The organism is Devosia sp. (genome assembly GCF_014860165.1).
In the GTDB taxonomy this organism is placed as follows: domain Bacteria; phylum Pseudomonadota; class Alphaproteobacteria; order Rhizobiales; family Devosiaceae; genus Devosia.
Map to the genome: position 1 here is coordinate 132,060 of NZ_JACZKG010000075.1, position 25,493 is coordinate 157,552.

The window sequence follows — 25,493 nt, forward strand, 5'->3', positions numbered from 1 at the left end:
CCGGTCAGTAATCGAACTGGATCATGCGGTTCATGATGAAAATGCCCAGCGCCAGCATGAACACGCCTATGCCCAGCCAGATATGGCCCAGCGGGGTAAAGAACAGTGGCGCGAGATAGGCGGGCGACACGACGCTCACCAGGATGCCGACGACAAAGGGCAGCGAGCCGATAATGCCTGCGGAGGCCTTGGCTTCGGACGACATGGCCTTGATCTTCTGCTTCATCTTCTTGCGGTTGCGCAGCACCTTGGCAAGGTTGCCCAGGGCCTCGCTGAGATTGCCGCCGGCCTGTTGCTGCACGGTGATGACGACCACGAAGAAGTTGACCTCGGCCAGGGGCACCCGATCGAGCAGGATGCCTACGGCTTCCGTCATGGACTGGCCAAAGGCCTGCTGATCGAGCACGCGGCCGAATTCGGACTTCACCGGCTCCTTGGCATCCTTGGCCACCACGCGGATGGAATCGTTGAGCGGCAGGCCGGTCTTGACGCCGCGCACGATGGCTTCCACCGCGTTGGGCAATTCGTCGAGAAAGCGGTCCTGATACTTCTTGCGCTTGCGGCCGGCCCACCAGCGCGGCAGCAGATAGCCGGCGGCCAAGGCGAAGACGGGCGCCAGATAGATCGGCACCTGCACCAGCACCAGGATGACCAGCACCACGACGCCGAAGATGATGCTGTTGCGGATGAAGGCTGCCGGCTTGATGGTCATGCCGGCCTGGAACAGCAATTGCGGCAGCTTGAGGCGCTTCTTGGCGTTGAGGGCGTCGGTCTGCGATTTCAGCGCCTGCTGCACGCTCTTGCGTCGGTCGTCGCGGCTGCGGGCGGCGCTGGCTTCCAGGCGATTGACGCGGATGTCGCCCTGCAGCGCCTTGCGCCGCTTTTCGGCGCGACCGCCGCCCAGAGCCGAAGGCACCAGGGCGAAGCCCGCCGCGCCGACGGTGATCATGGCCAGGATGACGAGCAGGATGGTGGTCATCAGGAATCCAGCAGCTGATGCTGTTCGGTATTGGACTTTTCGAGGGCTTCGATGAGGTTGGCTTCCTCATTGAAATAGCGGGCGCGCTCGGCGAATTGCGGCTTGGTGATGCCGGTGGAGCGATGCTTGCCGACCAGCATGCCGTTCCCGTCTTCGCCCAGAATGTCGTAGAGGAAGATGTCCTGGGTGACGATGACATCGCCTTCCATGCCCAGGATCTCGGTGATGTGGGTGATGCGGCGCGAACCGTCGCGCAGGCGGGCGGCCTGGACCACAACATCGATGGAGGAGGTGATCATCTCACGGATGGTGCGGCTGGGCAGCGAGTAGCCGCCCATGGTGATCATGGATTCGAGACGGCTCAGCGCCTCGCGCGGGCTGTTGGCGTGGAGCGTGCCCATGGAGCCATCGTGGCCGGTGTTCATGGCCTGGAGTAGGTCGAAGCTTTCGGGGCCGCGGACTTCGCCGACGATGATGCGTTCTGGGCGCATACGCAGGCAGTTCTTGATGAGATCGCGCATGGTGATCTCGCCTTCGCCTTCGAGATTGGGCGGACGGGTTTCGAGACGCACCACATGCGGCTGCTGCAGCTGCAATTCGGCTGAGTCTTCGCAGGTGATGACGCGCTCGTCCTTCTCGATAAAGGCGGTGAGGCAATTGAGCAAAGTGGTCTTGCCCGAACCGGTACCGCCCGAGATCAGCACATTGGCGCGCACCCGGCCGAGGATGCGCAGCACCTCGGCGCCTTCGGGCGAGATGGAATTGTATTTGACCAGCTGCTGGAGGGTCAGCTTGTCCTTCTTGAACTTGCGGATGGTGAGCGCGGCGCCGTCGATGGCCAGCGGCGGGGCGATGACGTTGACGCGCGAGCCGTCGGGCAGGCGGGCGTCGCAGATGGGAGAGCTTTCATCGACGCGGCGGCCGACCTGGCTGACGATGCGCTGGCAGACATTCATCAGGTGGGCATCATCACGGAAGCGCACGTTGGTGAGGCGCACCTTGCCAGCGACTTCAATGTAGCATTTCTGGGACCCGTTCACCATGATGTCGGCGATGTCGTCGCGCGCCAGCAAAGGCTCGAGCGGACCATAGCCGAGCACGTCGTTGCAGATGTCCTCGAGCAGGTCTTCCTGCTCGGAAATGGACATGATGATGGACTTGAGCGCGATGATTTCGGCGACGATGTCGCGAATTTCCTCGCGCGCCGCGTCCTGGTCCATGGTCGCGAGCTGGCTGAGATCGATGGAGTCGATCAGCGCGTTGAAGATGGCCGACTTGGTGTGGAAGTATTCCTTGTCACGCGCGGCATCGGCCGGGGCACGGACGTCGACCACATCCTCGCTACCGGCCCGCATGCGGCCAGCCATCGTATCGGTGTCGGCAGCACGGCGCGCCGGCGGCGGCGGTTCGGCGCGGGGGGCGGCACTGGGAGTCGGCCGCGGCATTTCGCCGACGCCCGGTGTATTGCCGCCAAAGGATACGCGCTTGCCAAACATGGTCGTCCTACCGTTCGAGAGACCGAGCCGCCTCAGGCCCGCTTCTTGAGGAACGAGGGCAGCTTCATCAGGCTTGATGACTTGCCCCCGGCATGTGTCGCCTGCCGCCCCGTCACATGCATGCTGATGGCGCGGTAGACGTCGTTGATCTTGTTGTTGGCAGCGACCTCGGCGATCATCTGCCCATTGTTGGCGGCGGTGCCGAACAGGGCCGCGTCGAATGGCAGCTGACCGATGAGCTGGCATTCCACTGAACTGGCAAATTCGGCCGGGTTGATCTCCGGACGACGCGGCATGGCCACCTTGTTGAGCACCAGGCATGGCGCATTTTCGGTGGGCCGCAGAGCGCGCACCGTATCGGCCAGGTTCTTGGCATTGCGCAGGTTGGCCAGATCCGGCTCGGCGACGATCACCACCTCGTCGACAGTGGCCAGGGTCTGCCGCACCCAGGCATTCCAGGCGTGCGGGATGTCGAGCACGACCATCGGCATGGTGTTCTGGCAGAGCTCGAGCACCTGCTCGAATTCGCGCTCCTCGAAATCGTAGGTGCGGTCGAGCGTGACCGGAGCGGTCAAGAGGCTGATATGGTTGGCGGCCTTGCTCATCAGGCGGTCCAGCATGGTCTGGTCGACCTTCTGGTTGGCCATCAGCGCGTCGGCCAGGCCGTGTGGCGGATCCTGGTTGAAGTTGAGGCCGGCCGTACCGAAAGCCAGGTCCATGTCGAGGATCAGGCTGTCCTGCCGCAGGACCGTGGCAATCGCCCAGGCCACGTTGTGGGCAACGGTCGAGCTGCCGGCGCCGCCCTTGGCAGAGACGAAACCCACAGTGCGGCCGATCGGGGCGGCGTTCTCGGAGGCGAAGAGCTCGGTGATGGCGCCAACGATCTGTTGGGCGGTGGCGGGCAGCACGATATATTCGGAAATACCCGAGCGGATCAGTTCACGATAGAGCAGCACGTCGTTGACATGGCCTAGCACCACCACGCGGGTCGAGGCGTCACAGACTTCGGCCAGTCGCTCGAGTGCGCCCGGAATTTCATCGGGCGCCAGCAGGGTTTCGACGATGATCAGGTTGGGTGTCGGATTGGACTTGTAGGTTTCCACGGCACCGTCGATGCCGCCATTATGCGTTGTCAGGGCAACCTTGGACATGCGCCGGTCATGGATGGCGCTTTCCACCAGCTGGGCCGTCTGGGAATGCTCGCAGAAGGCCTGAATGGTGATGCGCGGGATGAGCCGCGCGCCTGGCGCAATGTCGGCGGCGGGCTCTTCGCTCCGCTTGGGCTCTGATGACAGGAAACTCATGAAACGAAAACTCCTTGACGCTGGCCTCAGTCGAGGACGAAGCCGACCGAACCGCTGAAGGTGCCACGCATCTCGCCGCTACTGCCGACCCCGTACATGGTCTCCAGCTTGCCCAGGAATATGGCCTCGGCATCGCTGGCCACCGCCGTACGGTCGGTGGGCACCGGAATGGAATTGGCGGGGCTGGGGGCGACCAGATAGGGGGTGACCAGGATCACCAGCTCGGTCTGTTCGGTCTGGAAATCCCGCGAGCGGAACAGCGCGCCCAGGATCGGGATATCGCCAAGCCAGGGGAACTGCTCGATCTGCTGGGTGGACTTTTCTTCCAGCAGGCCGCCGATCGCGAGCGTGGTGCCGCCAGGCAGCTCGACCGACGTACTGGCCTCGCGCTTGGTGATCGAGAAGTCGGCCTGGGGCTCCGATACAGAAGTCTGCACCTTGAGCGCGATGATGCCGTTGGACTTGACCACCGGGGTGAAGGCCAGCTCGACGCCATAGGGTTTGAACAAGACCGTGCGGGTGGTGCCGCCATTATCGTTTGGTTCGAAGACGTAGTAGGGCATTTCGCCGCCAGCCAGGAACTTGGCCTCCTCGCCCGAGATCGCGGTCAGGGTCGGTTGCGCCAGAATGCGCAGAGCGCCGTTCTGCTCGAGCGCGCGGATGCCCGCGGTGACATTGTTGCCAGTAGCCGATCCGAACCGCGCATCGGCCCCGTGCGGAATATCGCCGTCGATCATCACGTTGGCGATGTTGAAGACATTGGAAATGCCCACGGTGAAGGCGGCGCCCAGATTGATGCCGAACTGCTTGGCGACGTCGCGCTTGACCTCGGACACGGTGACCTGGAGCATCACCTGCTGGGAGCCCGCCACATCAAGGATATTAGCCACGTTACCCGGATCGCCCGCGAACTGGACAGCCACTTCGGTGGCCCGTTCCCGGTCTTCGCCCGACAAGACGTTGCCGGTCAGCACGACACGATTGACCCCGCCACCCAGGGTGACCGATTCAACGCGGATGTTGGAACCGGGCAGAATGCGGGCAAGGGCAATCTGCAGCGCATTGCCGACCTGAGACGGTTCTTCAATGACCTGCACGTCGAGCACGGCAATGGTCTGGCCGCGGTCATCAAGGAAGAAGATGTTGGTGTCGCCACCCGTGATGCCCTGAATGATGGCCCGCGTACGGGTTCGCATGATTGCCGCGGCGACCGTCGGCTGCGAAACGATGACTTCGGCGGCGCCGGCCGGCAGGTCGACCAGGGCCGTCTTGTTGATCTCGATCTCGAACTTGCGCGTGGCGCCATAGGCTGCCGGCGTAATGGTGACATGGGTTTCCTCGGCCAGCACGACGGGCACGCCCGCCGATGCCAGCAAACCGATGGCCAGCAGCGGCGCAATGAGAAGACCGGCGGTCCGGCGGCTGAACTTGGTGAACTGATTGATCATGATCATCTCCGCCCCTACTGGGGCACCACCTGGGGTTCGACGGATGTGCCGGATTCGGGGGCCATCTGATGGCCGGCCAGCTCTGGATTGGTGCCCGTGAGGACCGACTGTTCCTTGCCGAAGCGGATCAGCCGCACGGCCTGGTTGGAACTGGTGGCCTCGGCGACTGTGTTGTTGTTGAAATCGACGACGGACCGCAGAGCCAGCGAGAGCTGTCCCAGGGTGGAGGCGTTGATGAGGGTTTCGGCCTGCCCCGGCGTGAGTTCGAGCGTGGCGATGGCCGCATTGTCAAAGGTGACCGGGGTGGGCGCGGGTGAATTGGGATCCTCCTGGCCGCCGGTCGCCCCCATTTCGCCCAGGCGCGCACCGATGGCGAGGACTCGGACATTGGACAGGATGACCTCGGACTGCTGGCCCGACTGGGTCTGCGTGGTCAGCAGCACATCGACATGGTCGTTGGGGACGACGAAGCCGCCCGCGCTGGACACGGCGGAGACGCCAACCGACACGCCGCGCATGCCCTCGGCGAGCACGGCGGACAGGTAGCCCTGGTCGGCACGCACCAGTTTGGCTTCGCGGATCGGTTCGCCGGGGAAGAATTCGAAACGCGCCACGGCGCCCGTCAGATCGACCGGAGCCTCGGGCATGGCGGAGATCGTGACATATTCCGGGCGAACGGCGCCCTCAGGCCAATCCTGCCATTCAAGCGATGCCACGCTTAGCCGCTCGCCGACGCCGATCGGGGTCTTGGCGACGAGAATCTGGGTCTTGGCTTCCTGGACCAGCTCGGTCTGTACGACCTGCTGGGGTGCCGGACGACCACCGCGCGTGACCAGAAATGCCGCCAGGCCGCCAGCGACGAGCGCCACGAGCAACAAGATGATACGGGCCGGCTTCATGACTCACTCCGGTTGCACGCGGGCGCAATTGGCCCAGTTCCACCGGTTGAACTGTGGACGCAAAGGGTCAAAGTTTGGTTAACCGGAGCTTTGCGGATGCGGTTAACAATATGTAAATTTTAGCTTTTTGCGACAGAAGCAGCAAAACCGGCTGTTGGGCGCGGCTTACTGGGCCAGTCGGAGAACATTACTTGCGCCAGCCTGATCAGGCGGCAAGACGCTCGAAGATGATGGAATTGGAATAGGTGAGCATGCCCGCCATGGCCAATGCAATGCCATAGGGCACGCCGCTCTTGCGATCGTGCAGGCGCTCGAGCCAGCGGTAGCGGGCCAGGAACGGCGTCAGCGGCAGGCGGCGCAGGACGAGGATGGCCAGGGTCAGCACGCCGCCCAGCAGCGCGGCATAGACCAGATAGGGCAAGGTCAATCCGAAACCCAGCCACAGGGTGGTCGCCGCTGCCAGCTTGGCGTCGCCGCCGCCGATAACGCGCAGGGCGAAGAGGGCGAAACCGGCGGCGAGCACCACCAGCGCGCAAGCCACATGCAGAGCAAACTGCTGCAGGGGCAAATTGATGGTTATGGCCACCACGAAAAAGCTGGCGACCAGGAACAGGACGAGCTTGTTCGATATCCGCATGGTCAGCAGGTCAGATGAGGCCGCGAGCGCCATCGCGGCCGGAAACAGCAGCAATGCGATCGTGGACATCTTCTTTCCTCCCTAGTGGCACGAAACCTCGATGGGACATCCTGCCAGTGCGCCGTTAAGAAAGCTCAAATGGAAAGGGAGGAGCGCATGCGCCCCTCCCCCCAAACTTTCGCTGTCGGCTTGTGCCGGCTTACGGCACGTCGACGTCGAGCTGGCCGGCGATGTCGTTGAACAGGGTGCCCAGATTGGTACCCAGTGTCGTTGCGGCAAGGATGATACCGACAGAGATCAGAGCGGCGATAAGGCCGTATTCAATAGCGGTCGCGCCAGACTCGTCCTGCGCGAAACGTGCGAAGATGTTCATTCCCAGGCTCCATTTTTACGTCATCAAGGACGTCATCGTTCGACACGTAAATCATCGAACACGCCGGACCCTAGCCGCCAGTTCTTGAAATTGCGTTAATTGAGCAATGCATCTCACGATCCGTAAGCGCTGATTTCCTATCGTAATCAGAGAGTTAACAGAGAATATTGTATCTTACCTATGCAGTTTGATGTGAGTTTTACTATGCGGTTTGCAGACGATATTTCATAAATTGCCAGATGTTCCTACGTGGCTCCTTGTTTGTTCTATTCTCCGCCATATGTTCATGCGTCATTTCCAGGGTTGCTTTCGGACGGGCATTTGCCAAAAATAAACCATTCTGGCGGAAAGTGACTGCATCGAGTATCAGTCCGCCGGAACCGCCCCATGCGCCCCATGCTTGCTGCCGCCTTCGCACTCTGCCTGTCGCTGGCAACAGGTTTCGCCACGGCGCCCGCCATCGCTGCCGATGGCGCGCCGATCAATGTCAACGTCAACATGGCGCGCATCCTGCGCATCAATGCCGCCGCGGCAACCGTGATCGTGGGCAATCCGGGCGTGGCCGACGTCACCATCCAGGATCCGCAGACGCTGATCCTGACCGGCAAAAGTTTCGGGCAGACCAACCTGATCGTGCTCGACAGCGCGGGCAATCCCATCGCGGACACGCTGATCGAAGTCGTGCAAATGCAGGCCGGGGTGGTGACTGTTTACCAGGGCCAGGCGCGCACCAGCCTGGCCTGCGCGCCAGTTTGCCAATCGGTGGTGATGATGGGCGATGACACCAATTTCTCGTCCCAGGCCATCGCCTCGTCGCAACTGGTGCAGCAGCTCGCCAACTGATCTTCATTTTCGGTTAACCGTCGCCGCAGTCGCGGTCTCCATGACAATCCATCCTAACCTTCGGTTATCCATGGCAGGCTAGGGTCGGCCGGTCGCAAACCGGACGCGGATTCATGGCTGGTCGACCCGCATCGCCGATAGTTCAACCGCCGCTTCGGTGGCGGCGCGGCTTTGCGCGTGACGAAAGCGGCGTGACGGCCATCGAGTTCGGCCTGCTCGCTTTGCCCTTCTTTTCCATCCTCGGTGCCATCCTCGAAACCTCCCTGGTCTTCCTGTCGGGGCAGGTTCTCGAAAGCGCCGTGCAGGATGCCAGCCGATTGATCCGCACAGGACAGGCGCAGGAAGCGTCGGTAACCGCAGACGGTTTCAAGACCCTGGTCTGCGACCGGGTCTTCGGGCTCATCCGCAACTGCGAGGGCCTGCATATCGAAGTGGACGTGATCGACGCGTTCAGCGAGGTCGATGTGTCGGCCCCTGTCAACTGGTCCTGCGCCGCACCGGGCCCCGGGCAAACCGAGGCCGAGGCGAGCGCCGCCTGCGCCGACTGGACCCGGCCGGAAAGCTACACGCCCGGCAATGGCTCGAGCATCGTCATGGTGCAGGTCTACTACAAGTGGCCGGTGATCGTACCTTTCGGCGGTCTGGGCCTCTCCAATCTGCCGGACGGAAAACGCGTCATGGGCGCGGCAACCGTGTTCCGCAACGAGCCGTTTACATCGTGAGGGCGCTGCGTCGATTGCTGGCCGATATGCGCCGGCTGCGGCTCGCCGAAGCCGGCACAGCGGCGGTAGAGTTCGCCCTGGTTCTGCCGATCATGCTGATGCTCTATATCGGCTTTGTCGAAGTCAGCGCGCTGATCTCGGTGGATCGCAAGCTGCAATCGGCTGCTGGCGCGCTGGGCGACCTGGTGGCGCGCTCCGATACGACGATTGCCGCCGCCACACTCACCGACTATTTCCAGGCGGCGGGCGGCATCATGACGCCCCATCCCACCGATGACCTGCGCCAGGTGGTCACGCAGGTGGAGGTTCGAGCCGACGGGTCCACCAGCGTCAGGTGGTCGCGCCAATATGTCGACGGCGCCTATGGCGTGGGCCCGCATGCCGTCGATTCCAGCTTCGTCCTGCCCACGGCGATGCGGGACATCGCCAGGGGTAAGTTCGTCATCGTTGCCGAGGGCTACTACGACTACCCGCCGCTCTACGGCTTTGCCTTCGACCAGACGATCAACCTGTACCGCGAAAACTTCTTCATGCCCCGCTTTGGCGGCAGCATCACGCTCAACTAGGGCCGCTTGCGCGGACCAACCGCCCATGCCACAAGCCGGGATCCCTCTCCTGTCCGGCGGTATGCTCATGAACGATACGCTTGTTCCCGTGTTCGACCTTGGCGGCGTGTTCGTCGACTGGAACCCGATGTACCTGTTCCGCAAGCTCTTCGAGACCGAAGAGGACGCGCATTGGTTTCACCAGAACATCTGCACGCTGGACTGGAACCTGGAATTCGACGCCGGCGAAATCTACTCCGAAGGCGCGGCCAAGCTGATCACCCGCTTTCCCAAATACTGGCGGGAAATCCAGGCCTATGACCTGCGCTGGAAGGAAACGCTGGGCGGCTTCATCCAGGGCACGATCGATATCCATGACGAACTGATCGAGCAGGACATCCCCACCTTTGCCATCACCAACTTCTCCTGGGAGAAGTGGGTGAGCTGCCTGGGCGAATGGCCGTTTCTGGAAAAATTCGATGGCGTGATCGTCTCGGGCCTCGAAGGCCTGGTGAAACCCGATCCGCGGCTCTATCGCGTGTTCTGCGAGCGCTACAGCCTGGCGCCCGACAATTGCGTGTTCATCGACGACAGCGAACCCAATATCATTTCGGCCCGCAAATTCGGCATGCACGGCGTCCATTTCAAGGATCCGGCGATGCTGCGCAAAGAGCTGATCGCCCTGGGCCTGCCGCTCAAGGCGAAGTAGGCATTATTAGCCGGCAGAATACACCCGCGTCATTCCCGCGAAAGCGGGAATGACGCTGTGGATCTGAGGTTCCCGACGAGCGCAGCGAGGACCACGCGCGTAACCCACCCTGTCCGGAGCGCGGCCGACCGCGTGTGGCCTATTTCGTCCCGTACATCCGATCACCGGCATCACCCAGGCCGGGCACGATGTAGCCCTTCTCGTTGAGATGGCTGTCGATCGAGGCGGTGAAGACCGGCACGTCGGGATGGGCGGCGGAAAAGTTCCTGATGCCTTCGGGCGCCGCCAGCAGGCACAGGAAGCGGATGTTGTTGGCGCCGCGCTCCTTGAGCTTCTCGATTGCCGCCGTGGCCGAATTGCCGGTGGCCAGCATGGGATCGACGACGATGATCAGGCGGTCTTCCAGATTGGACGGCGCCTTGAAGTAGTATTCCACCGGCTCGAGCGTCTCGTGATCGCGATAGATGCCAATATGGGCGACGCGGGCGGCGGGCACCAGGTCAAGCATGCCATCGAGCAGGCCATTGCCGGCGCGCAGGATGGAGGCAAAGACCAGCTTCTTCCCCTTGATGGCAGGCGAATCCATGTGCGCCATCGGCGTTTCGATGGGGATCATCTCCAGCTCGAGATCGCGCGTCACCTCGTAGCACATCAGGTGGGCGATCTCGCGCAGCAGGCGCCGGAACCCCGCGATGGAGGTCTCCTTGTTGCGCATGATGGTCAGCTTGTGCTGGATCAGCGGGTGATCGATGACGGTTACGTTGCTCATGAGATCACCCTTGTTCCGCTACAGGAAGGATTTGCCGTGGCGGCCGGGCGCGAGGCCGAGCCAGTGGGCAATGCTCTCACCTATATCGGCGAACGTCGAGCGAATGCCAATCTCGCCTTGCGACAGGCTTGGGGAAAAGACCAGGATCGGTATCTGTTCGCGGGTGTGATCAGTGCCCGGCCAGGTCGGATCGTTGCCATGGTCGGCAGTGAGGGCCAGAAGGTCGTCATGCCGGAGCTTGGCAATCAGCTCGGGCAGGCGGGAATCGAAGAATTCCAGCGCCGCGGCATAGCCCGGCACGTCGCGCCGATGGCCGTATTCGCTGTCGAAGTCGACGAAATTGGTCATGATGAAGGCGTGGTCGTCGGCCATTTCCACGGCCTCCAACGTCTTGTCGAAGAGCTGGCCGAGGCCCGTGCCCTTCATTTTGTGGGTGACGCCGTGGCCGGCATAAATGTCGGAAATCTTGCCAATGGCATAGACTTGGTTGCCGGCTGCCTGATTGCGATCGAGCAGGGTCGGCTCGGGCGGCGAGATGGCAAAGTCGCGGCGATTGCCGGTGCGCTTGAAGCTCCGCGCATCCTCGCCCACGAACGGCCGGGCGATGACGCGGCCGATCATCAGCGGCGCGGTGAGTTCGAAGGCGATCTGGCAGATTTCGTAGAGCCGTTCGAGACCGAAATGGGTTTCGTGGGCGGCGATCTGGAACACGCTGTCGATCGAGGTGTAGCAGATGGGCTTGCCTGATCGGATGCTCTCCTCGCCCAGTTCGGCGATGATCGTCGTCCCCGAGGCATGCTTGTCGCCGAGGATGCCGGGCAGTTTTGCCCGCTTGATGAATTCGGCGATCAGCTCCGGCGGAAAGGTCGGCTCGGTCTGTGGGAAATAGCCCCAGTCGAAGGGCACCGGCACACCCGCGATCTCCCAATGACCCGAGGGCGTGTCCTTGCCGCGTGAGACTTCGCGGCCGACGCCAAAGCGGCCGCCTTTTGATGTGGCGGAGAGGCCGGGCGGAAGAGTGCCGGTTGACAGCGCGATGGCGGCACCGATGCCGAGAGCATCCAGATTGGGCACCTTGAGCGGCCCTGCGCGCAGGCCGGCACGGTCCGCCTTGCCCGATGCGGCCCATTCGGCGATGTGGCCGAAGGTGTTGGAGCCGACATCGCCATATTTATCGGCGTCCGGCGCGCCGCCAATGCCGACACTGTCGAGAATGCAGAGAATGGCGCGTGGCATGGGGACGGCTCCTGTGAAGCGTTTGTCGTACTCTGCGTCATTCCCGCGAAGGCGGGAATCCATTCTTGGTCCGTTGCCAGAAAGAGTGAATTCCCGCCTTCGCGGGAATGACGCCGTGGGTGATGACTAGGTTGGCGGAATGGTTGCCGCGATCAACGGAAAACTTGGCGCCTTGTCGCCGAGGCGATAGGCGGATTTGAGGCGGGCTTCGGCGTCGGCGGCCGAGGCCTCGTCGCGGGCGTGGATGCGGGCGATGGGGGTGCGGGCATCGACCCTAGCGCCAAGGCCGAGGAGGCGATCAAAGCCCACCGAGTGGTCGATCTTGTCTGTTGGCATGGTGCGGCCGCCGCCCAGGGCAACGACGGCCATGCCGACACCCCTGGTGTCGATCTCGGCGACCAGGCCCTGCCCTGTCGCGAAGACATCGCGGATGATCGGCGCTGGAGCGAGGTGCTGGTCCATGCGCTCGACGAAATCGGTGGGACCGCCGAGAGCGGTGACCATCCTGCTGAAGCGTTCGGTGGCGCGCCCGCTATCGAGTGCATCATCCACCAGCTTGCGTGCCGCGGTGACGCTGGCGGCTATGCCGGTCATGGCGGCGACCTCGGCGCAGAGGGCAAGCGTCACTTCCCTGAGCCTGGCATCCTGATGCTTGCCGGTGAGGAAATCGACGGCATTGCGGACCTCGAGGCCATTGCCGGCGGCCGATGCCAGCGGCTCGTTCATATCGGTGATCAGGGCCCCGGTCTTCAGGCCCGCGCCATTGGCGACCTCGACGAGGCTTTTCGCCAGATCGCGGGACTTTTCCAAAGTCGGCATGAAGGCGCCAGAGCCGGTCTTGACGTCGAGGATCAGCGCGCCGAGGCCGGCCGCGAGCTTCTTGGAAAGGATCGAGGCGGTGATCAGCGAAATGGACTCCACCGTGCCGGTAACGTCACGGATCGCGTAGAGCGTCTTGTCGGCCGGAGCGAGATCGGCCGTCTGGCCGATTATGGCGCAGCCGACATCCTGCACCACCTTGCGGAACAGGGTATTGTCGGGGTTGGTAGTGTAGCCGGGGATGGAGTCGAACTTGTCGAGCGTGCCGCCGGTATGGCCGAGACCACGGCCGGAAATCATCGGCACATAGATGCCGATAGCGGCGAGGATCGGCGCCAGCATGAGGCTGACATTGTCGCCCACACCACCGGTGGAATGCTTGTCTGCCACTGGGCCATCAAGGTCGGACCAGTCCAGCACGGTGCCGCTGTCGCGCATGGCGACTGTCAGCGCCACGCGCTCGGGCATGGTCATGTCCTGGAAATAGACCGCCATGGCGAAGGCGGCGGCCTGCGCATGCGAGACGGTGCCCTGGGCGAAGCCGGCGATGAACTGGGCAATGTCCTCCGCAGCCAGGGTCTCGCCATTGCGCTTCTTGAGGATGACTTCTTGGGGGAGGAATACCATGTTGCTTTCGACTGTTGCGACGTCCCCCTCATCCGCCCTTCGGGCACCTTCTCCCGCAAGGGGAGAAAGGGAAGCGCGGGGAGTTCTCGTCGTATCCTTCTCCCGTCGTGGGAGAAGGTGGCACTTTGCGCCGGATGAGGGGTCTAAGCCCCGTAGGGAATCCACACATTCTTGACCTGCGTGGCCTTGGCGAGGAAATAGTCCCCCTCAAAGCGCCGGTCGGACAGGTCGTAGTTGAGCCCCCGGCTGGTCCAGGTCTGCTTGAGATTGGTGATGGAGGCTTTCTCCACCATGGTCGAGGCATCGGCGCTGCCGGCGAACCAGAGGGCATCGACGCCGTCATGTTCGGCCAACGTCTTGGCCAGCGCGACGCTGTCGCCGGTCACGATGTTGACGACGCCGGCGGGGACATCGGAGGTTTCCATGACCTGGTAGAGGTCAGTCATGCTGAGCGGCGACTGGCTGGAGGGCACCAGCACGACCGTATTGCCCATGGCCAAAGCCGGGGCGATCAGCGCGACTGACCCCAGCAGGGGCAGTGCGGCGGGGGCGACGATGCCCATGACGCCAAGCGGCTCGACCATGGCGGCGGCCACGGCGCGCAAGGGCGGATTGTGCACGGCGCCATCATATTTGTCGGCCCAGCCGGCAAAGGCGAAAAGCCGTTCTACGGACAGAGCGACTTCCTTGGCGCCGTCTTCGCCGGTCTGGGCCTTGATGCGAGCGGCGAATTCGTCGCGGCGGTAGTCGAGGTTCTCGGCGAGGAAGTAGAGGATCTGCGCGCGGGAATGAGCTGCGGTGGTCGACCAGCCGAGCGCAGCGCGGGCGGCTTCCACCGCGTTGCGGATATCCTTGCGATTGCCGTCGCCGACTTCGCCGATCAGGTCACCCTTGGGGCCGAGCACCGGGCGGGAATAGCCGCTGTCGGGGCGGGCCTGCTTGCCGCCGATATACATCTTGGCGGTCTGGTCGAGATGGCTTGCGTCGAGCGGGTTGGCGGGTTTGGCCGCAACGGCCTTGGCAACCGGAGCGGGCTTGAGGTCCTTCTCCCAGGCCGGCTTGAGATAGGACGACATGCCTTCGCGGCCACCCTCGCGGCCGAAGCCGGATTCCTTGTAGCCACCGAAGCCGACGGCGGCGTCGAAATTATTGGTGCCGTTGATCCAGACCACGCCGGCCTTGATCTTGGGGGCGATATCGAGGGCCAGATTGATGTTCTCGCTCCAGATGGTGGCGGCGAGGCCATATTTGGTATTGTTGGCCAGCGCGACGGCCTCTTCGGGTGTGCGGAAGCTCATGGCGACCAGCACGGGACCGAACACCTCCTCGGCCACCAGCGTATTGGCGGGCGAGACTTTGGTGACCAGAGCCGGCTTGAGGAAACAGCCCCGGGCCGGAAGTTGGCCATCGGGCTCATAGACCTCGGCGCCTTCGGCCACGCCCTTCTTCATCAGGTCGCGGATGCGTTCCACCTGTACCGGGGCGACCAGCGCGCCGATATCGATGGACTTGTCCAGCGGATCGCCGACGCGCAGGCTCGCCATGCGCGTCTTGAGCTTGGTGATGAACCGCTCCTCGATGCTCTCCTGCACCAGCAGCCGCGAGCCGGCGCAACAGACCTGGCCCTGGTTGAACCAGATGGCATCGACCAGGCCCTCGATAGCGCTGTCGATATCGGCGTCTTCGAAGACAAGGTAGGGCGACTTGCCGCCCAGTTCGAGGCTGAGGCCTTTGCCGGTGCCCGCCGTGGCGGCGCGGATGATCTTGCCGACTTCTGTCGAGCCGGTGAAGGCGATCTTGTCGATATCGGGGTGATTGACGATGGCAGCGCCGGTATCACCCTCGCCGGTGACGATATTGACCACGCCCCTGGGCAGGCCGACGCGCTCGCAGATTTCGGCAAACAGCAGGGCAGTGAGCGAGGTGAATTCGGCGGGTTTCAGCACCACCGTGTTGCCGGCGGCAAGGGCCGGGGCGATCTTCCAGGCCAGCATCAGCAGCGGGAAATTCCACGGGATGATCTGGCCGCAGACGCCATAGGGCACGGCATCGGGAAATTCGCGGGCAAGGTGCTGGGCCCAGCCGGCATGGTGGTAGAAGTGACGGGCGACCAGCGGGATATCGACGTCGCGGCTTTCGCGGATCGGCTTGCCATTGTCCATGGTTTCGAGCACGGCAAAGAGCCGGCTGTGCTTCTGGATGGCGCGGGCGATGGCATAGAGATACTTGCCGCGCTCGTAGCCGGACAGCGCACTCCACGGCTTGAAGGCGGCGCGGGCGGCCTTGACCGCCGCGTTCACATCCTCGGCTGTGCCGTCGCTGATCTGCGCCAGGCTCTCGCCATTGGCGGGGTTGTCGGACGAAAAGGTCTTGCCCGGCTTGGTCCAGACGCCGTCGATGAAATGGCCGAACTTGCGACTGTGGCTATCGAGCCAGGCATTGGCCTGCTCGGGGCCTTCGGGGGCCGGGCCGTAATCAAGCGACTGGAAGATTTGCGCGATCTTGTTCATTTCAGATCCTCCCGCAGGGTCTCGGACCACCGCGTCATGCCGGTTCTATTCACCGCGTCATTCCCGCGCAGGCGGGAATCTATTCTTGTTTGCTCACGGCGCCGAAAGAGTGGATTCCCGCCTGCGCGGGAATGACGCCGTGGGTGAGACGTCTTGCGCGCTAGACCATCGGCTGGCGATAATCCGCCGAGTAGTGCCCGGTCAGCCCGTGCTCCAGCTGCCGCTCGATATCGGTCAGCAGCGAACTCGCGCCAAACCGGAACAGGTGCGGCTGCAGCCAGTGGGTGCCCAATTCTTCCTTCATCAGCGCCATGTAGTTGAGCGCGTCCTTGGTGTGGGCGATGCCGCCGGCGGGCTTGTAGCCGATCTCAATGCCGGTTTCCTCGGCGAACCAGCGGATCATGCGGATCATGGTCAGGCTGGTAACGAGGTTGGCGTTGACCTTTTCCTTGCCGGTGGAGGTCTTGATGAAATCGGCGCCGGCCAGCATGCAGACGAGCGAGGCCTTGGCGATATTGGTCTGGGTGGCCAATTCGCCGGTGCCCAGGATGGTCTTGATATGGGCGTCGCCGCAGGCCTTGCGGAAGGCCTTGACCTGGTCGTAGAGCGCCTGCCAGTCGCCGCGCAAAACCATGCCGCGCTCGATGACGATGTCGATTTCCTTGGCGCCATCGGCGACGGAATATTCGATTTCCTTGAGCTTGGTCTCGATGGGCGCCAGGCCATGCGGGAAGGCGGTCGAGACGGCAGCCACGGGAATGCCGGTGCCCTCAAGCGCGTTCACCGCCGTCTTGACGAAGGGATGGTAAACACAGACGGCGCCGGGCAGGATGCGGAGGTTGCCTACGTCGAGCCGGTCGAGAATATCCTGGCGCAGCGGGTGGCGCGCCTTGGCGCAGAGGCGCTCGACGCGGCCCTCGGTATCGTCGGAATTGAGCGTCGTCAGGTCGATCAGCGTGATCGCCTTGAGCAGCCAGGCGAGCTGATAATCCTTTTTGACGGTGCGGCGCGCGCCGATGGAGCCGGCACGGCGTTCCAGCGCCGAGCGGTTCATGCGGACGCGTTCGACCCAATCGAGATCGAGCGGATAGCCGGGATTGCGCTTGTGCGGCGTATGGGTCGCTTTGTTGTCGACGACACGCAGGTTCATAGCTCCTCCACCAGCGCGGGAATGAGCCTTTTCAGCTTCTCCGCGCCCTGCACGGCCATGGTCTTGGTGTGCTCATGGCTGATGTTTTCGGTCGAAAGGCCCGCGCCCATATTGGTGATGGACGAGCAGGCACAGACTTTCATCCCCAGGAAACGCCCGAGGATGACTTCTGGTGCCGTCGACATGCCGACGGCGTTGGCGCCCAGGCGAATGGCCATCTGGATTTCGGCGACTGTCTCGAAACTGGGGCCAGAATACCAGAGGTAGATGCCTTCGCCGAGCCGGATATCCATGCGCTCGGCCAGGCCCTGCGCCTTGGCGCGCAGGTCGGGGGCATAGCAGTTGACCATGTTCACAAAGCGGCGGTCGGTGGGTTCACCGATGAGCGGGTTCATGCCGGCATAGTTGATGTGATCGGAGATCAGCATCAGGTCGCCAGGGCGGAAGCGCTCGTCGAGCGAGCCGGCTGAATTGGTCAGCAACAGCGTCCCTGCCCCGAGTTCGGCCATGGTTTCCAGTGCCGGGCGCATGGCGGCGGCATTGCCGTGCTCGTAATAGTGCTCGCGGCCGGACAGGATGGCGACGCGCTTGCCGCCCATGGTGCCAATAAGGAGGTCACGGCCATGGCCGCTAACCCCGCCGCCGGGAAAGCCCTTGAGCTCGGAATAGGGAATGGCGACCTTGTCGGCCAGCAGGTCGCCGATGGCCGAGAGGCCCGAGCCGAGCACGATGGCGGCTGCGATCGGCTCCTTGCCCGCGATCTTCTGGATGGTCTTGGAGGCTTTGGTCATTTGGGGAGGTATTCCGGGCCGAAGGAATGCGGCAGCAATTGTTCGAGGGTGCAGACGAGCGGTTCGCCCTCGACGCCATGCGAAATGACTTCGACATCGAGATCGGCGAATTCGCGGATGCGCTGGCGGCAGCCGCCGCAGGGGGTGACCGGCATGGTGCCGGGGCCGGTGACATAGATGCGCTTGATGCGCTTGCCTCCGCCAGCCAGCATGGCAGCGATGGCGCTGGGTTCGGCGCAGTTGCCTACCGGATAGGCGGCATTTTCGACATTGCAGCCAGCATAGATCTTGCCGTCGTCAGCGAGGATCGCCGCGCCCACCGTGAAGCGCGAATAAGGCGCATAGGCCCTGGCGCGAACGGCTTCGGCGGCCTCGAACAGGGCTTGATCGGTCGGGGTCTTGGTCATCAAAAGTCCTCAGTAGACCTCATCCTGAGCCTGTCGAAGGACGAGGTCGTGGCGAGATCGGTGTACCCGACCTCCTGGTTCGACAAGCTCACCATGAGGTCTCAGTTTGTGGTCGCGCGCTAGCGCTCCTTGGTATAGGGCACGCCGCCGGCCTTGGGGCCCACGGCCTTGCCGATGAAACCGGCGAGCAGCACCACGGTCAGCACATAGGGCAGTGCCTGGATGGCCTGGACCGGGATCTGCACGCCGAGGATGTCGGTATTCTGCAGCCGGATTTGCAGCGCATCGAGGAAGCCGAACAGCAGGCAGGTCAGCATGGCCGGCACCGGCTTCCACTTGGCAAAGATCAGCGCGGCCAACGCGATGAAGCCCTTGCCGGCCGTCATGTTGTTGCCGAAGCCCGACCCCTGGGCGATGGAGAAGAAGGCGCCGGCGAGGCCACAGAGCAGACCAGTGATCAGCACGGCCTGATAGCGCAGCCGGGTGACCGAAATGCCCGCCGTATCGACGGCCTTGGGATTTTCGCCGACAGCGCGCAGGCGCAGGCCGAAGCGGGTGCGATAGAGCACGAACCAGGTGATCGGCACCGCGAGGAAGGCGATATAGACCAGCAGGTTATGGCCCGAAATGAGGTCGGCATAGATCGGGCCGAGGATCGGAATGCCCGACAATTCATTGGCGAAAGGCAGTGTCAGGTTCTGGAAGCGGCCGCCGGGGGTGAGCTGGGGCGTGCGACCGCCCTGGGCGAACCACTGGATGCCGAGGAAGGTGGTGAGCCCGGCCGCCAGCATGTTGATGGCGACGCCGGCGATGAGCTGGTTGCCCTTGAGGGTGATGGCCGCAGCGCCCTGCAGGGCGGCCGTGGTGACGGATACGCCAATACCAGCCAACAGGCCCAGCCAGACATTGCCGGTGACGGCAGCTACCGCGGCGGCGCCGAAGGCGGCCGCGAGCATCTTGCCCTCGAGGCCGATATCGAAGACGCCAGCCCGCTCGGAATAGAGGCCGGCAAGGCAGGCGAGCAGCAGGGGCGTCGAAAGCCGGAGGGTGGCGTCGAGGGTCGAGAGAATGAGCGCGAGATCCATGGCTCAGCTCTCCGACTTGGCGGTGTTGCGCGCTTCCGCCTCGGCCTTCTGGGCCGGGGACAGCAGCATGAAGGCGCGCTGCAGACCGGGGCGGAACATGCCTTCCATGGCGCCGGTGAACAGGATCACCAGGGCCTGGATGACGACGACCATTTCCTTGGACAATCCCGGGATCACATATTGCAGCTCGTTGCCGCCCTGGTAGAGCGCACCGAACAATAATGCGGCAAACAGGATACCGATGGGGTGGTTGCGGCCCATCAAGGCCACGGCGATCCCCACGAAGCCGGCATCGGCGACATAGTCGAGCACCAGCCGGTATTGCACGCCCACGATCTGGTTGACGGCGACCATGCCGGCCAGCGCGCCTGACAGCGTCATGACGATCATGATGGTGCGCGAATTGGAAATGCCGGCATAGGTGGTGGCGGTCGGGTTATGGCCCAGTGCGCGCATGGTATAGCCGAAGCGGGTGTGCCAGATGAGCACATAGACACCCACCAAACACAGCAGCGCCAGCAGCAGGGTGAAGTTCACGTCGGTATTCTTGAACCATGGAATGAACGTGCCGAGCTTGGGCATGCGGCCCGCCGGGTCGATCATGGCCGATTCAGGCGCCAGCACGCCGGCGGGCTTGAGCACGTTGACCACCATGTAGACCATGATCGCGGCAGCGATGAAGTTGAACATGATGGTGGTGATGACGACGTGGCTGCCGCGCTTGGCCTGCAGCCAGCCCGGGATAAAGGCCCAGAAGCCGCCGACGGCAGCGCCGGCCAGGATGGCGATCGGGAAGGTGATCCACCAGGGCAGGAACTGCAGTGGCAGCGCAACGAGGATCACGCCCAGCCCGGCAATATAGGCTTGGCCATTGCCGCCGATATTGAAGAGGCCCGCATGGGCGGCGACGGCCACAGCAAGGCCGGTAAAGATGAAGTTGGTGGAGTAGTAGAGCGTGTAGCCGAAATTGTAGCCGCTGCCGAAGGCGCCGCCGACAATGGCTTCGAGCGCGGCCAGTGGATTCTGGCCGATGGCCAGCACGACCAGCCCGGAAATAACGAAGGCCAGGACCAGGTTGATGATTGGCAGGAGCAGGATGTCCGCCCAGCGCGGCAGGGGTCGCAAAGCGCTCATTTGGTCTTTCCTTCGGCCGCTTTGGGCGCCGGGGCCGTCTTTTCGCTGATGCCGGCCATCATCAGGCCGAGTTCGCCTTCCGTGGCGGTGGCCGGATCAGCCTCGCCGACGATATGGCCGTCAAACATCACCAGGATCCGGTCGGCCAGCGAGCGGATTTCGTCGAGCTCCACCGAGACGAGCAGGATGGCCTTGCCCGCATCGCGCATCTTGATGATCTGGTTGTGGATGAATTCGATGGCGCCGATATCGACGCCACGGGTCGGCTGGCCGACGATCAGCACGTCCGGATTGCTCGACATTTCGCGGGCCAGCACGATCTTCTGCTGGTTGCCACCGGAGAAATTGGCAGTCTTGAGCCGTTCATTGGCCGGGCGGATATCGAACTGGGCGATACGTTCACGGGCCTTGGCCCGTGCCGCGTCGATGTCGAGAATCCAGCCCTTGCCGTAGGCCGGGTCGTCCTGGTAGCCGAGAATGGCGTTTTCCCATTCCTCGAAGGCGGTGACCAGGCCCATGCGCTGGCGGTCCTCGGGAACATGGGCCAGGCCGGCCTCGCGGGCGCGGTGGGCGCCATCGTCGCCCTCGAGCGAAAGCGGCTTGCCCTTGAGGCTGACGACACCGCTCGACTGGTCGCGCATGCCGGAGACCGATTCCAGCAGCTCGCTCTGGCCATTGCCGGCAACGCCGGCAATGCCGACAATCTCGCCGCTGCGAACGGTGAAGCTCACATCCTTGACGCGGGTAATGCCCAGGTCGTCCTTGACCACGAGGTTTTCGACGGAAAGGAAGACCTCGCCCGGCGTGGCCGGGCCCTTGTCGACTTCCAGCAACACCCGGCGACCAACCATGAGTTCGGCGATCGCTCCAGGGTCAGTCTCGGAGGTCTTCAGCGTTGCGACCATTTCGCCCTGGCGCATGACCGACACATAGTCGGTGATGGCCATGATCTCGCGCAGCTTGTGGGTGATCAGGATGATGGTCTTGCCCTGGTCGCGCAGCTCCTTGAGCACGCGGAACAGGTCGTCGGCCTCCGACGGGGTCAGCACGCCCGTAGGCTCATCGAGAATGAGCACGTCGGCACCGCGATAGAGGGCCTTGAGGATTTCGACGCGCTGCTGGGTGCCAACCGACACATCCTCGATGATGGCATCGGGATCGACGTCGAGCCGGTATTCTTTGGCGAGGCGCACCAGTTCCTTGCGCGCGCGGGTCAGGCTCGGCCCAAGCAGGGCATTGTCCTCGACGCCGAGCACGACGTTTTCGAGGATGGAGAAATTGTCGACCAGCATGAAATGCTGGTGCACCATGCCGATGCCCAGGGCCAGGGCATGGCGGGAATCGGTGATGGCATGGGTGGTGCCGTCGACACGGATTTCGCCCGAGTCAGCGGTGTAGAAGCCATAAAGGATCGACATCAGCGTCGACTTGCCGGCGCCGTTCTCGCCGACAATGCCATGCACGCTGCCGCGGCGGATGGCGAGGTCGATATCCTTGTTGGCGTGGACCGGGCCAAAGCTCTTGTTGATCTTGATGAGCTCGATGGCGAATTCGGAAGCAGCAGCGGCCCCGGAGGGCCGCTGCGCAGGACTATTACCCATGTGGGTGTCAGATGCCACGGTAGGACTCAGACGCCGGGGCAGGTCGAATCGGTGGTGTAGTCGTGCACCGTGATGGCGCCGGACTGGATCTGGGCGCTCAGCTCGTCGACCTTGGCCTTGGTGTCGGCATCGATCAGCGCTTCGTTGTGCTCGTCCAGCGAATAGCCCACGCCGCTTTCGGCCAGGCCGAGAACGGTGATGCCGGGCTTGAAGGTGGCATCGTCGCCGCCTTCCTTGAAGGCGGTGGTTACGGCGACGTCGACGCGCTTGAGCATCGAGGTCAGCACCGAACCGGGATGGAGGTAGTTCTGATTGCTGTCGACGCCGATCGAGAACTTGCCGGCATCGGCAGCGGCCTGCAGCACGCCCAGGCCCGAACCGCCAGCAGCGGCGAAGACCACGTCGGCACCGGCGTCAAACTGCGCCTTGGTGAGCTCGCCGGCGGTGACCGGGTCGTTCCAGGCGGCCGGGGTGGTGCCGGTGTAGTTTTCGATCAGCTTGATGTCCGGGTTGGCCGCCTTGGCGCCCTGGGCATAACCGCAATAGAACTTGTGGATGATCGGCACGTCCATGCCGCCAACAAAGCCGACGGTACCGGTTTCCGACTTCAGCGCTGCCAGGGCGCCGACCAGGAACGAGCCGGTATGCTCGTCAAAGATGATCGACTGCACGTTGGGCTGATCGACGACGGCGTCGATGACGACGAAGTTGGTGTCGGGGAATTCGGCCGCAACGGTGCCCAGAGCAGTGCCCCAGGAGAAGCCGGCCATCACGATGGGATTGGCACCCTGGCTGGCAAAGCGGCGGAGCGCCTGTTCGCGCTGGGCATCATTCTGCAGCTCGAGGTCGATATAGGCGCCCCCTGTCTCGGCCTTCCACGCTTCGGCGCCGTTATAGGCGGCCTCGTTGAACGACTTGTCGAACTTGCCGCCCAGATCATAGATGATCGCGGGATCGGCAAGAGCAGCACCGGTGAGAACCGCGCTCAGCGCGACGCCGCCGGCAATGGCCTTGGTGATGGATGAGAATTTCATTGAGGTAAGTCTCCCTGTCTCGCACATGAGCGTTGGCCTGAGCTCCAACGGACAATCCCCGTGCGCTAGCGATCGATACAATCGTGCAAACGAAGCGCCTGCAAGAGGGAATCGCGGAAATTTTTCCGATTGGTCAAATTTTGGCTGCAATGCCCAGGGGAGCGGCACCCATGCCGGCGCGGAGACCGGCGCCTACAAGCGGGACAGGATGGCCTGGAAGATCGCGCCCAGGTCAGCGTCGGCATAAAGCACCGCGAGAATGGCAGCCGAGGCGATAGCAAACAGGGCGATAGTATCTCGGGTGTGGGCGGACATGTCGGATTTGCTTCAAATTGACTCGATTTGCCACTCATAACCCGGCTTTGGGCGTCCGATTATGATGCTTTGAGGGCAGAAGCGGGCGTGGTTAAGGAGAGGTTAAGGCGGTGTCTCCGCCGCGTTACTCCGCGCCCAGGGGCGTGACCCCTGCCCCCATGGCGTCGCCGAAGCGCTCGAAGAAGCCGTCGATCACCTTTTGCGCCGAATTGCCGATAATGGCCTTGCCCAGCCGCATGATCTGGCCCGAGGCGCCACCATGGGCATGGAAGATCAGGAGTGTATCCTCGTCCAGGTCGGACAGCACGATGTCGGCCGAGCCTTCGGCCAGCCCCAGCAGCCCGCCCTTGCCCTTGCCGGACAGCGTATAGTGCCTGGCGGGCATGATATTGGACAGGGTCAGGCCGCCCTTGAAGATGGGATGGACCACGCCGAGGTTGACCTTGATCTCGAGATCGAGGGCGCTGTCGCCCGCCCAATCGATGCGGTGACACCCCGGAATGGCGGACTTGAGGACCTCGGTATCGTTGAGCGCGGCCCAGACGGCGGCGCGAGATGCGGCGATGCGATAGCGGCCACCAAATTCCATCAGCGGCGACCCGCCGGACGCTGCGGCGACGCCGCCGTATTGCCGCCTTGTTGCGCCCCGAAACAAGTGCCTGACATTGTGTGCCTCTCGCGCTCTTTACGTGCGGCTTTTTCGCACCAATATGGTCTAAATAGTGGTGCTGGCACGGCCTTGCAATTGTCATGGGGACGGCGAGCAGCAATCTATAGCGCGAACAGCGCAATCCGCCGGATGGGCGTCAGACTACGGGGAGCGAAACATGGCCGATGAAGTGACCACAGCACCGACAACCGAGGTGGCGCCCATGGCTGTCATCGCCGAGAAGCCGCTGCAGTATCTGGACAAGGCGGTCAATGCCATCCGCGACCTGGGCGTCTGGCCCGAGCAGCAGGGCGAGCAGCCCATTACCGGGCTGCTCAGCCAGATCACCGAGCTGGACGAGACCCGCGTGGTGCTGATTGGCCGTACGCTGAGCCAGGCCAGCGCCTTCAATGAAGTGGTGCGCGAGCAGATCGCCGCCATGAAGATCGGCGAACGCTACGAGGACATCACCAAGGGCTTCGATTCCATCCGTGACGATGCCAAGGGCATGGTCGACCAATTGGCCGACAACAGGCTCGACCTGATGGAGCGCGCCAGCAATGTGTGGATGAAGGTGAGCCGCGGCGACATCGCCACCCGTTTCAACAAGATTCGCGACACCTATCTCGATGTCACCAAGGACACCAAGGACCAGATCGACCGCGAGCACACCATCCTGGAGGCCTATCGCGATTTCCGCGGCGCGCTGAAGCAGGCCGAGGTGATGGCCCTCGAAGTGCTCGCGACCGCCGAGAAGCGCCTCGAAGACAAGAAGAATATCCTGCAGGCGGCATCGGCCGCCGTTGCCGGCTATGCCGGCACCGTGCCGGCAGACCGCGCGCGCCTCGAAATGGATCGCGACGAAAAGCTGCGCGAAATGCAGAACGAGGAGAAGCGCTACCAGATCGCCAAGGACCTCTCGGACAACCTGACCATTTCCTACAATACGTCCGAAGTGGTGATGGCGCGGCTGATGCAGACGACCAATGCCAAGGAACGCGTCTATCAGCAGTCGATCTCGTTCTTTTCGACCAACGAGACGGTGCTGACGGCCCTATCGGCCTCGTTTACCGGCATGTTCGGCCTGCATGAATCGACCGAAACGCTCAATGCCATGAAAGAGGGCATGAGCAAGAGCCTCGAGACGCTCTCCGAAATTGGCGACAAGGTGCAGGAAGAGGCGGTCAAGGCTGGCTATGGCCCGACAGTGCGCGCCGATGCGGTCAAGAAGCTCGTCGATTCGGTGGTGAATTTCCAGGAGAAGAGCCGCACCATCATCAACGAGATGCGGATCGCCTCGACCAAGAACTCGGCCGAAATCCGCGACGCGGTGGAAGACGGCAAGCGGCGCCTGGCAGCGCTTGCCGCCGATGGCAACGCGCTGCTGCTCGAAACGCGTAAGTAGCGGAGT

The 25,493-nt window shown here is 63.1% G+C and carries 25 protein-coding genes; 5 read left to right on the forward strand and 20 right to left on the reverse strand.

Annotated features, from left to right (window positions below):
* Positions 1 to 4: 4 nt before the first annotated feature.
* The 7 genes from IH615_RS19995 to IH615_RS20025 all read right to left on the reverse strand — a co-directional run bounded on the left by IH615_RS19995 (position 5) and on the right by IH615_RS20025 (position 7,136).
* Complete coding sequence (locus IH615_RS19995; RefSeq protein WP_291364720.1) at positions 5 to 979, reverse strand: type II secretion system F family protein; 975 nt, start codon at positions 977 to 979, stop codon at positions 5 to 7.
* On the reverse strand, positions 979 to 2,475 hold the full coding sequence (locus IH615_RS20000; RefSeq protein ID WP_291364722.1) for a CpaF family protein: 1,497 nt from the start codon (positions 2,473 to 2,475) through the stop codon (positions 979 to 981). The genes IH615_RS19995 and IH615_RS20000 overlap by 1 nt, the downstream gene beginning before the upstream one ends.
* A 32-nt stretch (positions 2,476 to 2,507) precedes the next feature.
* The gene (locus IH615_RS20005) at positions 2,508 to 3,779 is read right to left on the reverse strand and encodes an AAA family ATPase (RefSeq protein ID WP_291364724.1); all 1,272 of its coding nucleotides are present in this window, start codon (positions 3,777 to 3,779) and stop codon (positions 2,508 to 2,510) included.
* A 26-nt stretch (positions 3,780 to 3,805) separates the two neighbouring features.
* Positions 3,806 to 5,227, reverse strand: a complete 1,422-nt coding sequence (locus IH615_RS20010; RefSeq protein WP_291364726.1) for a type II and III secretion system protein family protein — start codon at positions 5,225 to 5,227, stop codon at positions 3,806 to 3,808.
* Positions 5,228 to 5,241: 14 nt separating this feature from the next.
* The gene (gene cpaB / locus IH615_RS20015; RefSeq protein ID WP_291364728.1) at positions 5,242 to 6,126 is read right to left on the reverse strand and encodes a Flp pilus assembly protein CpaB; all 885 of its coding nucleotides are present in this window, start codon (positions 6,124 to 6,126) and stop codon (positions 5,242 to 5,244) included.
* A 205-nt stretch (positions 6,127 to 6,331) separates the two neighbouring features.
* Positions 6,332 to 6,832: a prepilin peptidase gene (locus IH615_RS20020; protein ID WP_291364730.1), complete on the reverse strand. Its 501-nt coding sequence runs from the start codon at positions 6,830 to 6,832 to the stop codon at positions 6,332 to 6,334.
* 130 nt (positions 6,833 to 6,962) lie between these two features.
* A complete protein-coding gene (locus tag IH615_RS20025; RefSeq protein WP_291364732.1) occupies positions 6,963 to 7,136 on the reverse strand; it encodes a Flp family type IVb pilin in 174 nt (57 codons plus the stop codon).
* Positions 7,137 to 7,523: 387 nt separating this feature from the next.
* Between IH615_RS20025 and IH615_RS20030 the strand changes: the two genes are divergently transcribed.
* The 4 genes from IH615_RS20030 (at position 7,524) to IH615_RS20045 (ending at position 9,955) form a co-directional block, all read left to right on the forward strand.
* The gene (locus tag IH615_RS20030; protein ID WP_291364734.1) at positions 7,524 to 7,979 is read left to right on the forward strand and encodes a pilus assembly protein N-terminal domain-containing protein; all 456 of its coding nucleotides are present in this window, start codon (positions 7,524 to 7,526) and stop codon (positions 7,977 to 7,979) included.
* 113 nt (positions 7,980 to 8,092) lie between these two features.
* Positions 8,093 to 8,701 carry a TadE/TadG family type IV pilus assembly protein gene (locus tag IH615_RS20035; protein WP_291364736.1) on the forward strand — a complete coding sequence of 203 codons (609 nt, stop codon included), beginning with the start codon at positions 8,093 to 8,095 and terminating at the stop codon, positions 8,699 to 8,701.
* Entirely contained in the window at positions 8,698 to 9,267 is a 570-nt protein-coding gene (locus tag IH615_RS20040; RefSeq protein WP_291364738.1) for a TadE/TadG family type IV pilus assembly protein, read from the forward strand. Before IH615_RS20035 ends, IH615_RS20040 begins: the two co-directional genes overlap by 4 nt.
* 67 nt (positions 9,268 to 9,334) lie before the next feature.
* Positions 9,335 to 9,955, forward strand: a complete 621-nt coding sequence (locus IH615_RS20045) for an HAD family phosphatase (RefSeq protein ID WP_291364740.1) — start codon at positions 9,335 to 9,337, stop codon at positions 9,953 to 9,955.
* Between the two features lie 139 nt (positions 9,956 to 10,094).
* On the opposite strand, the gene upp is transcribed toward IH615_RS20045, so the two are convergent.
* From upp to IH615_RS20110, 13 genes are all read right to left on the reverse strand, one after another.
* A complete protein-coding gene (gene upp, locus IH615_RS20050) occupies positions 10,095 to 10,724 on the reverse strand; it encodes a uracil phosphoribosyltransferase (protein ID WP_291364742.1) in 630 nt (209 codons plus the stop codon).
* A gap of 18 nt (positions 10,725 to 10,742) precedes the next feature.
* A complete protein-coding gene (locus tag IH615_RS20055; protein ID WP_291364743.1) occupies positions 10,743 to 11,960 on the reverse strand; it encodes a phosphopentomutase in 1,218 nt (405 codons plus the stop codon).
* Positions 11,961 to 12,086: 126 nt separating this feature from the next.
* Positions 12,087 to 13,406, reverse strand: coding sequence for a thymidine phosphorylase (deoA, locus tag IH615_RS20060; RefSeq protein ID WP_291364745.1), 1,320 nt, complete (start codon positions 13,404 to 13,406; stop codon positions 12,087 to 12,089).
* Between the two features lie 143 nt (positions 13,407 to 13,549).
* The gene (locus tag IH615_RS20065; protein ID WP_291364746.1) at positions 13,550 to 15,916 is read right to left on the reverse strand and encodes an aldehyde dehydrogenase family protein; all 2,367 of its coding nucleotides are present in this window, start codon (positions 15,914 to 15,916) and stop codon (positions 13,550 to 13,552) included.
* Positions 15,917 to 16,076: 160 nt separating this feature from the next.
* A complete protein-coding gene (deoC, locus tag IH615_RS20070; protein ID WP_291364747.1) occupies positions 16,077 to 17,066 on the reverse strand; it encodes a deoxyribose-phosphate aldolase in 990 nt (329 codons plus the stop codon).
* Positions 17,063 to 17,857, reverse strand: coding sequence for a purine-nucleoside phosphorylase (locus IH615_RS20075; RefSeq protein WP_291364749.1), 795 nt, complete (start codon positions 17,855 to 17,857; stop codon positions 17,063 to 17,065). The genes deoC and IH615_RS20075 overlap by 4 nt, the downstream gene beginning before the upstream one ends.
* Positions 17,854 to 18,264: a cytidine deaminase gene (locus IH615_RS20080; RefSeq protein WP_291364751.1), complete on the reverse strand. Its 411-nt coding sequence runs from the start codon at positions 18,262 to 18,264 to the stop codon at positions 17,854 to 17,856. Before IH615_RS20080 ends, IH615_RS20075 begins: the two co-directional genes overlap by 4 nt.
* A gap of 119 nt (positions 18,265 to 18,383) precedes the next feature.
* The gene (locus IH615_RS20085) at positions 18,384 to 19,349 is read right to left on the reverse strand and encodes an ABC transporter permease (RefSeq protein WP_291364753.1); all 966 of its coding nucleotides are present in this window, start codon (positions 19,347 to 19,349) and stop codon (positions 18,384 to 18,386) included.
* 3 nt (positions 19,350 to 19,352) lie between these two features.
* Entirely contained in the window at positions 19,353 to 20,483 is a 1,131-nt protein-coding gene (locus IH615_RS20090) for an ABC transporter permease (protein ID WP_291364755.1), read from the reverse strand.
* Positions 20,480 to 22,084 (reverse strand): ABC transporter ATP-binding protein, encoded by a 1,605-nt coding sequence (locus IH615_RS20095; protein WP_291364757.1) that lies wholly within the window; start codon positions 22,082 to 22,084, stop codon positions 20,480 to 20,482. Before IH615_RS20095 ends, IH615_RS20090 begins: the two co-directional genes overlap by 4 nt.
* A 26-nt stretch (positions 22,085 to 22,110) precedes the next feature.
* Entirely contained in the window at positions 22,111 to 23,118 is a 1,008-nt protein-coding gene (locus IH615_RS20100; protein WP_291364759.1) for a BMP family ABC transporter substrate-binding protein, read from the reverse strand.
* Between the two features lie 192 nt (positions 23,119 to 23,310).
* The gene (locus tag IH615_RS20105; RefSeq protein WP_291364761.1) at positions 23,311 to 23,433 is read right to left on the reverse strand and encodes a hypothetical protein; all 123 of its coding nucleotides are present in this window, start codon (positions 23,431 to 23,433) and stop codon (positions 23,311 to 23,313) included.
* Positions 23,434 to 23,557: 124 nt separating this feature from the next.
* The gene (locus IH615_RS20110) at positions 23,558 to 24,022 is read right to left on the reverse strand and encodes an SRPBCC domain-containing protein (RefSeq protein WP_291364763.1); all 465 of its coding nucleotides are present in this window, start codon (positions 24,020 to 24,022) and stop codon (positions 23,558 to 23,560) included.
* Between the two features lie 283 nt (positions 24,023 to 24,305).
* Between IH615_RS20110 and IH615_RS20115 the strand changes: the two genes are divergently transcribed.
* On the forward strand, positions 24,306 to 25,487 hold the full coding sequence (locus tag IH615_RS20115; RefSeq protein ID WP_291364793.1) for a cell surface protein: 1,182 nt from the start codon (positions 24,306 to 24,308) through the stop codon (positions 25,485 to 25,487).
* Positions 25,488 to 25,493 lie beyond the last annotated feature (6 nt).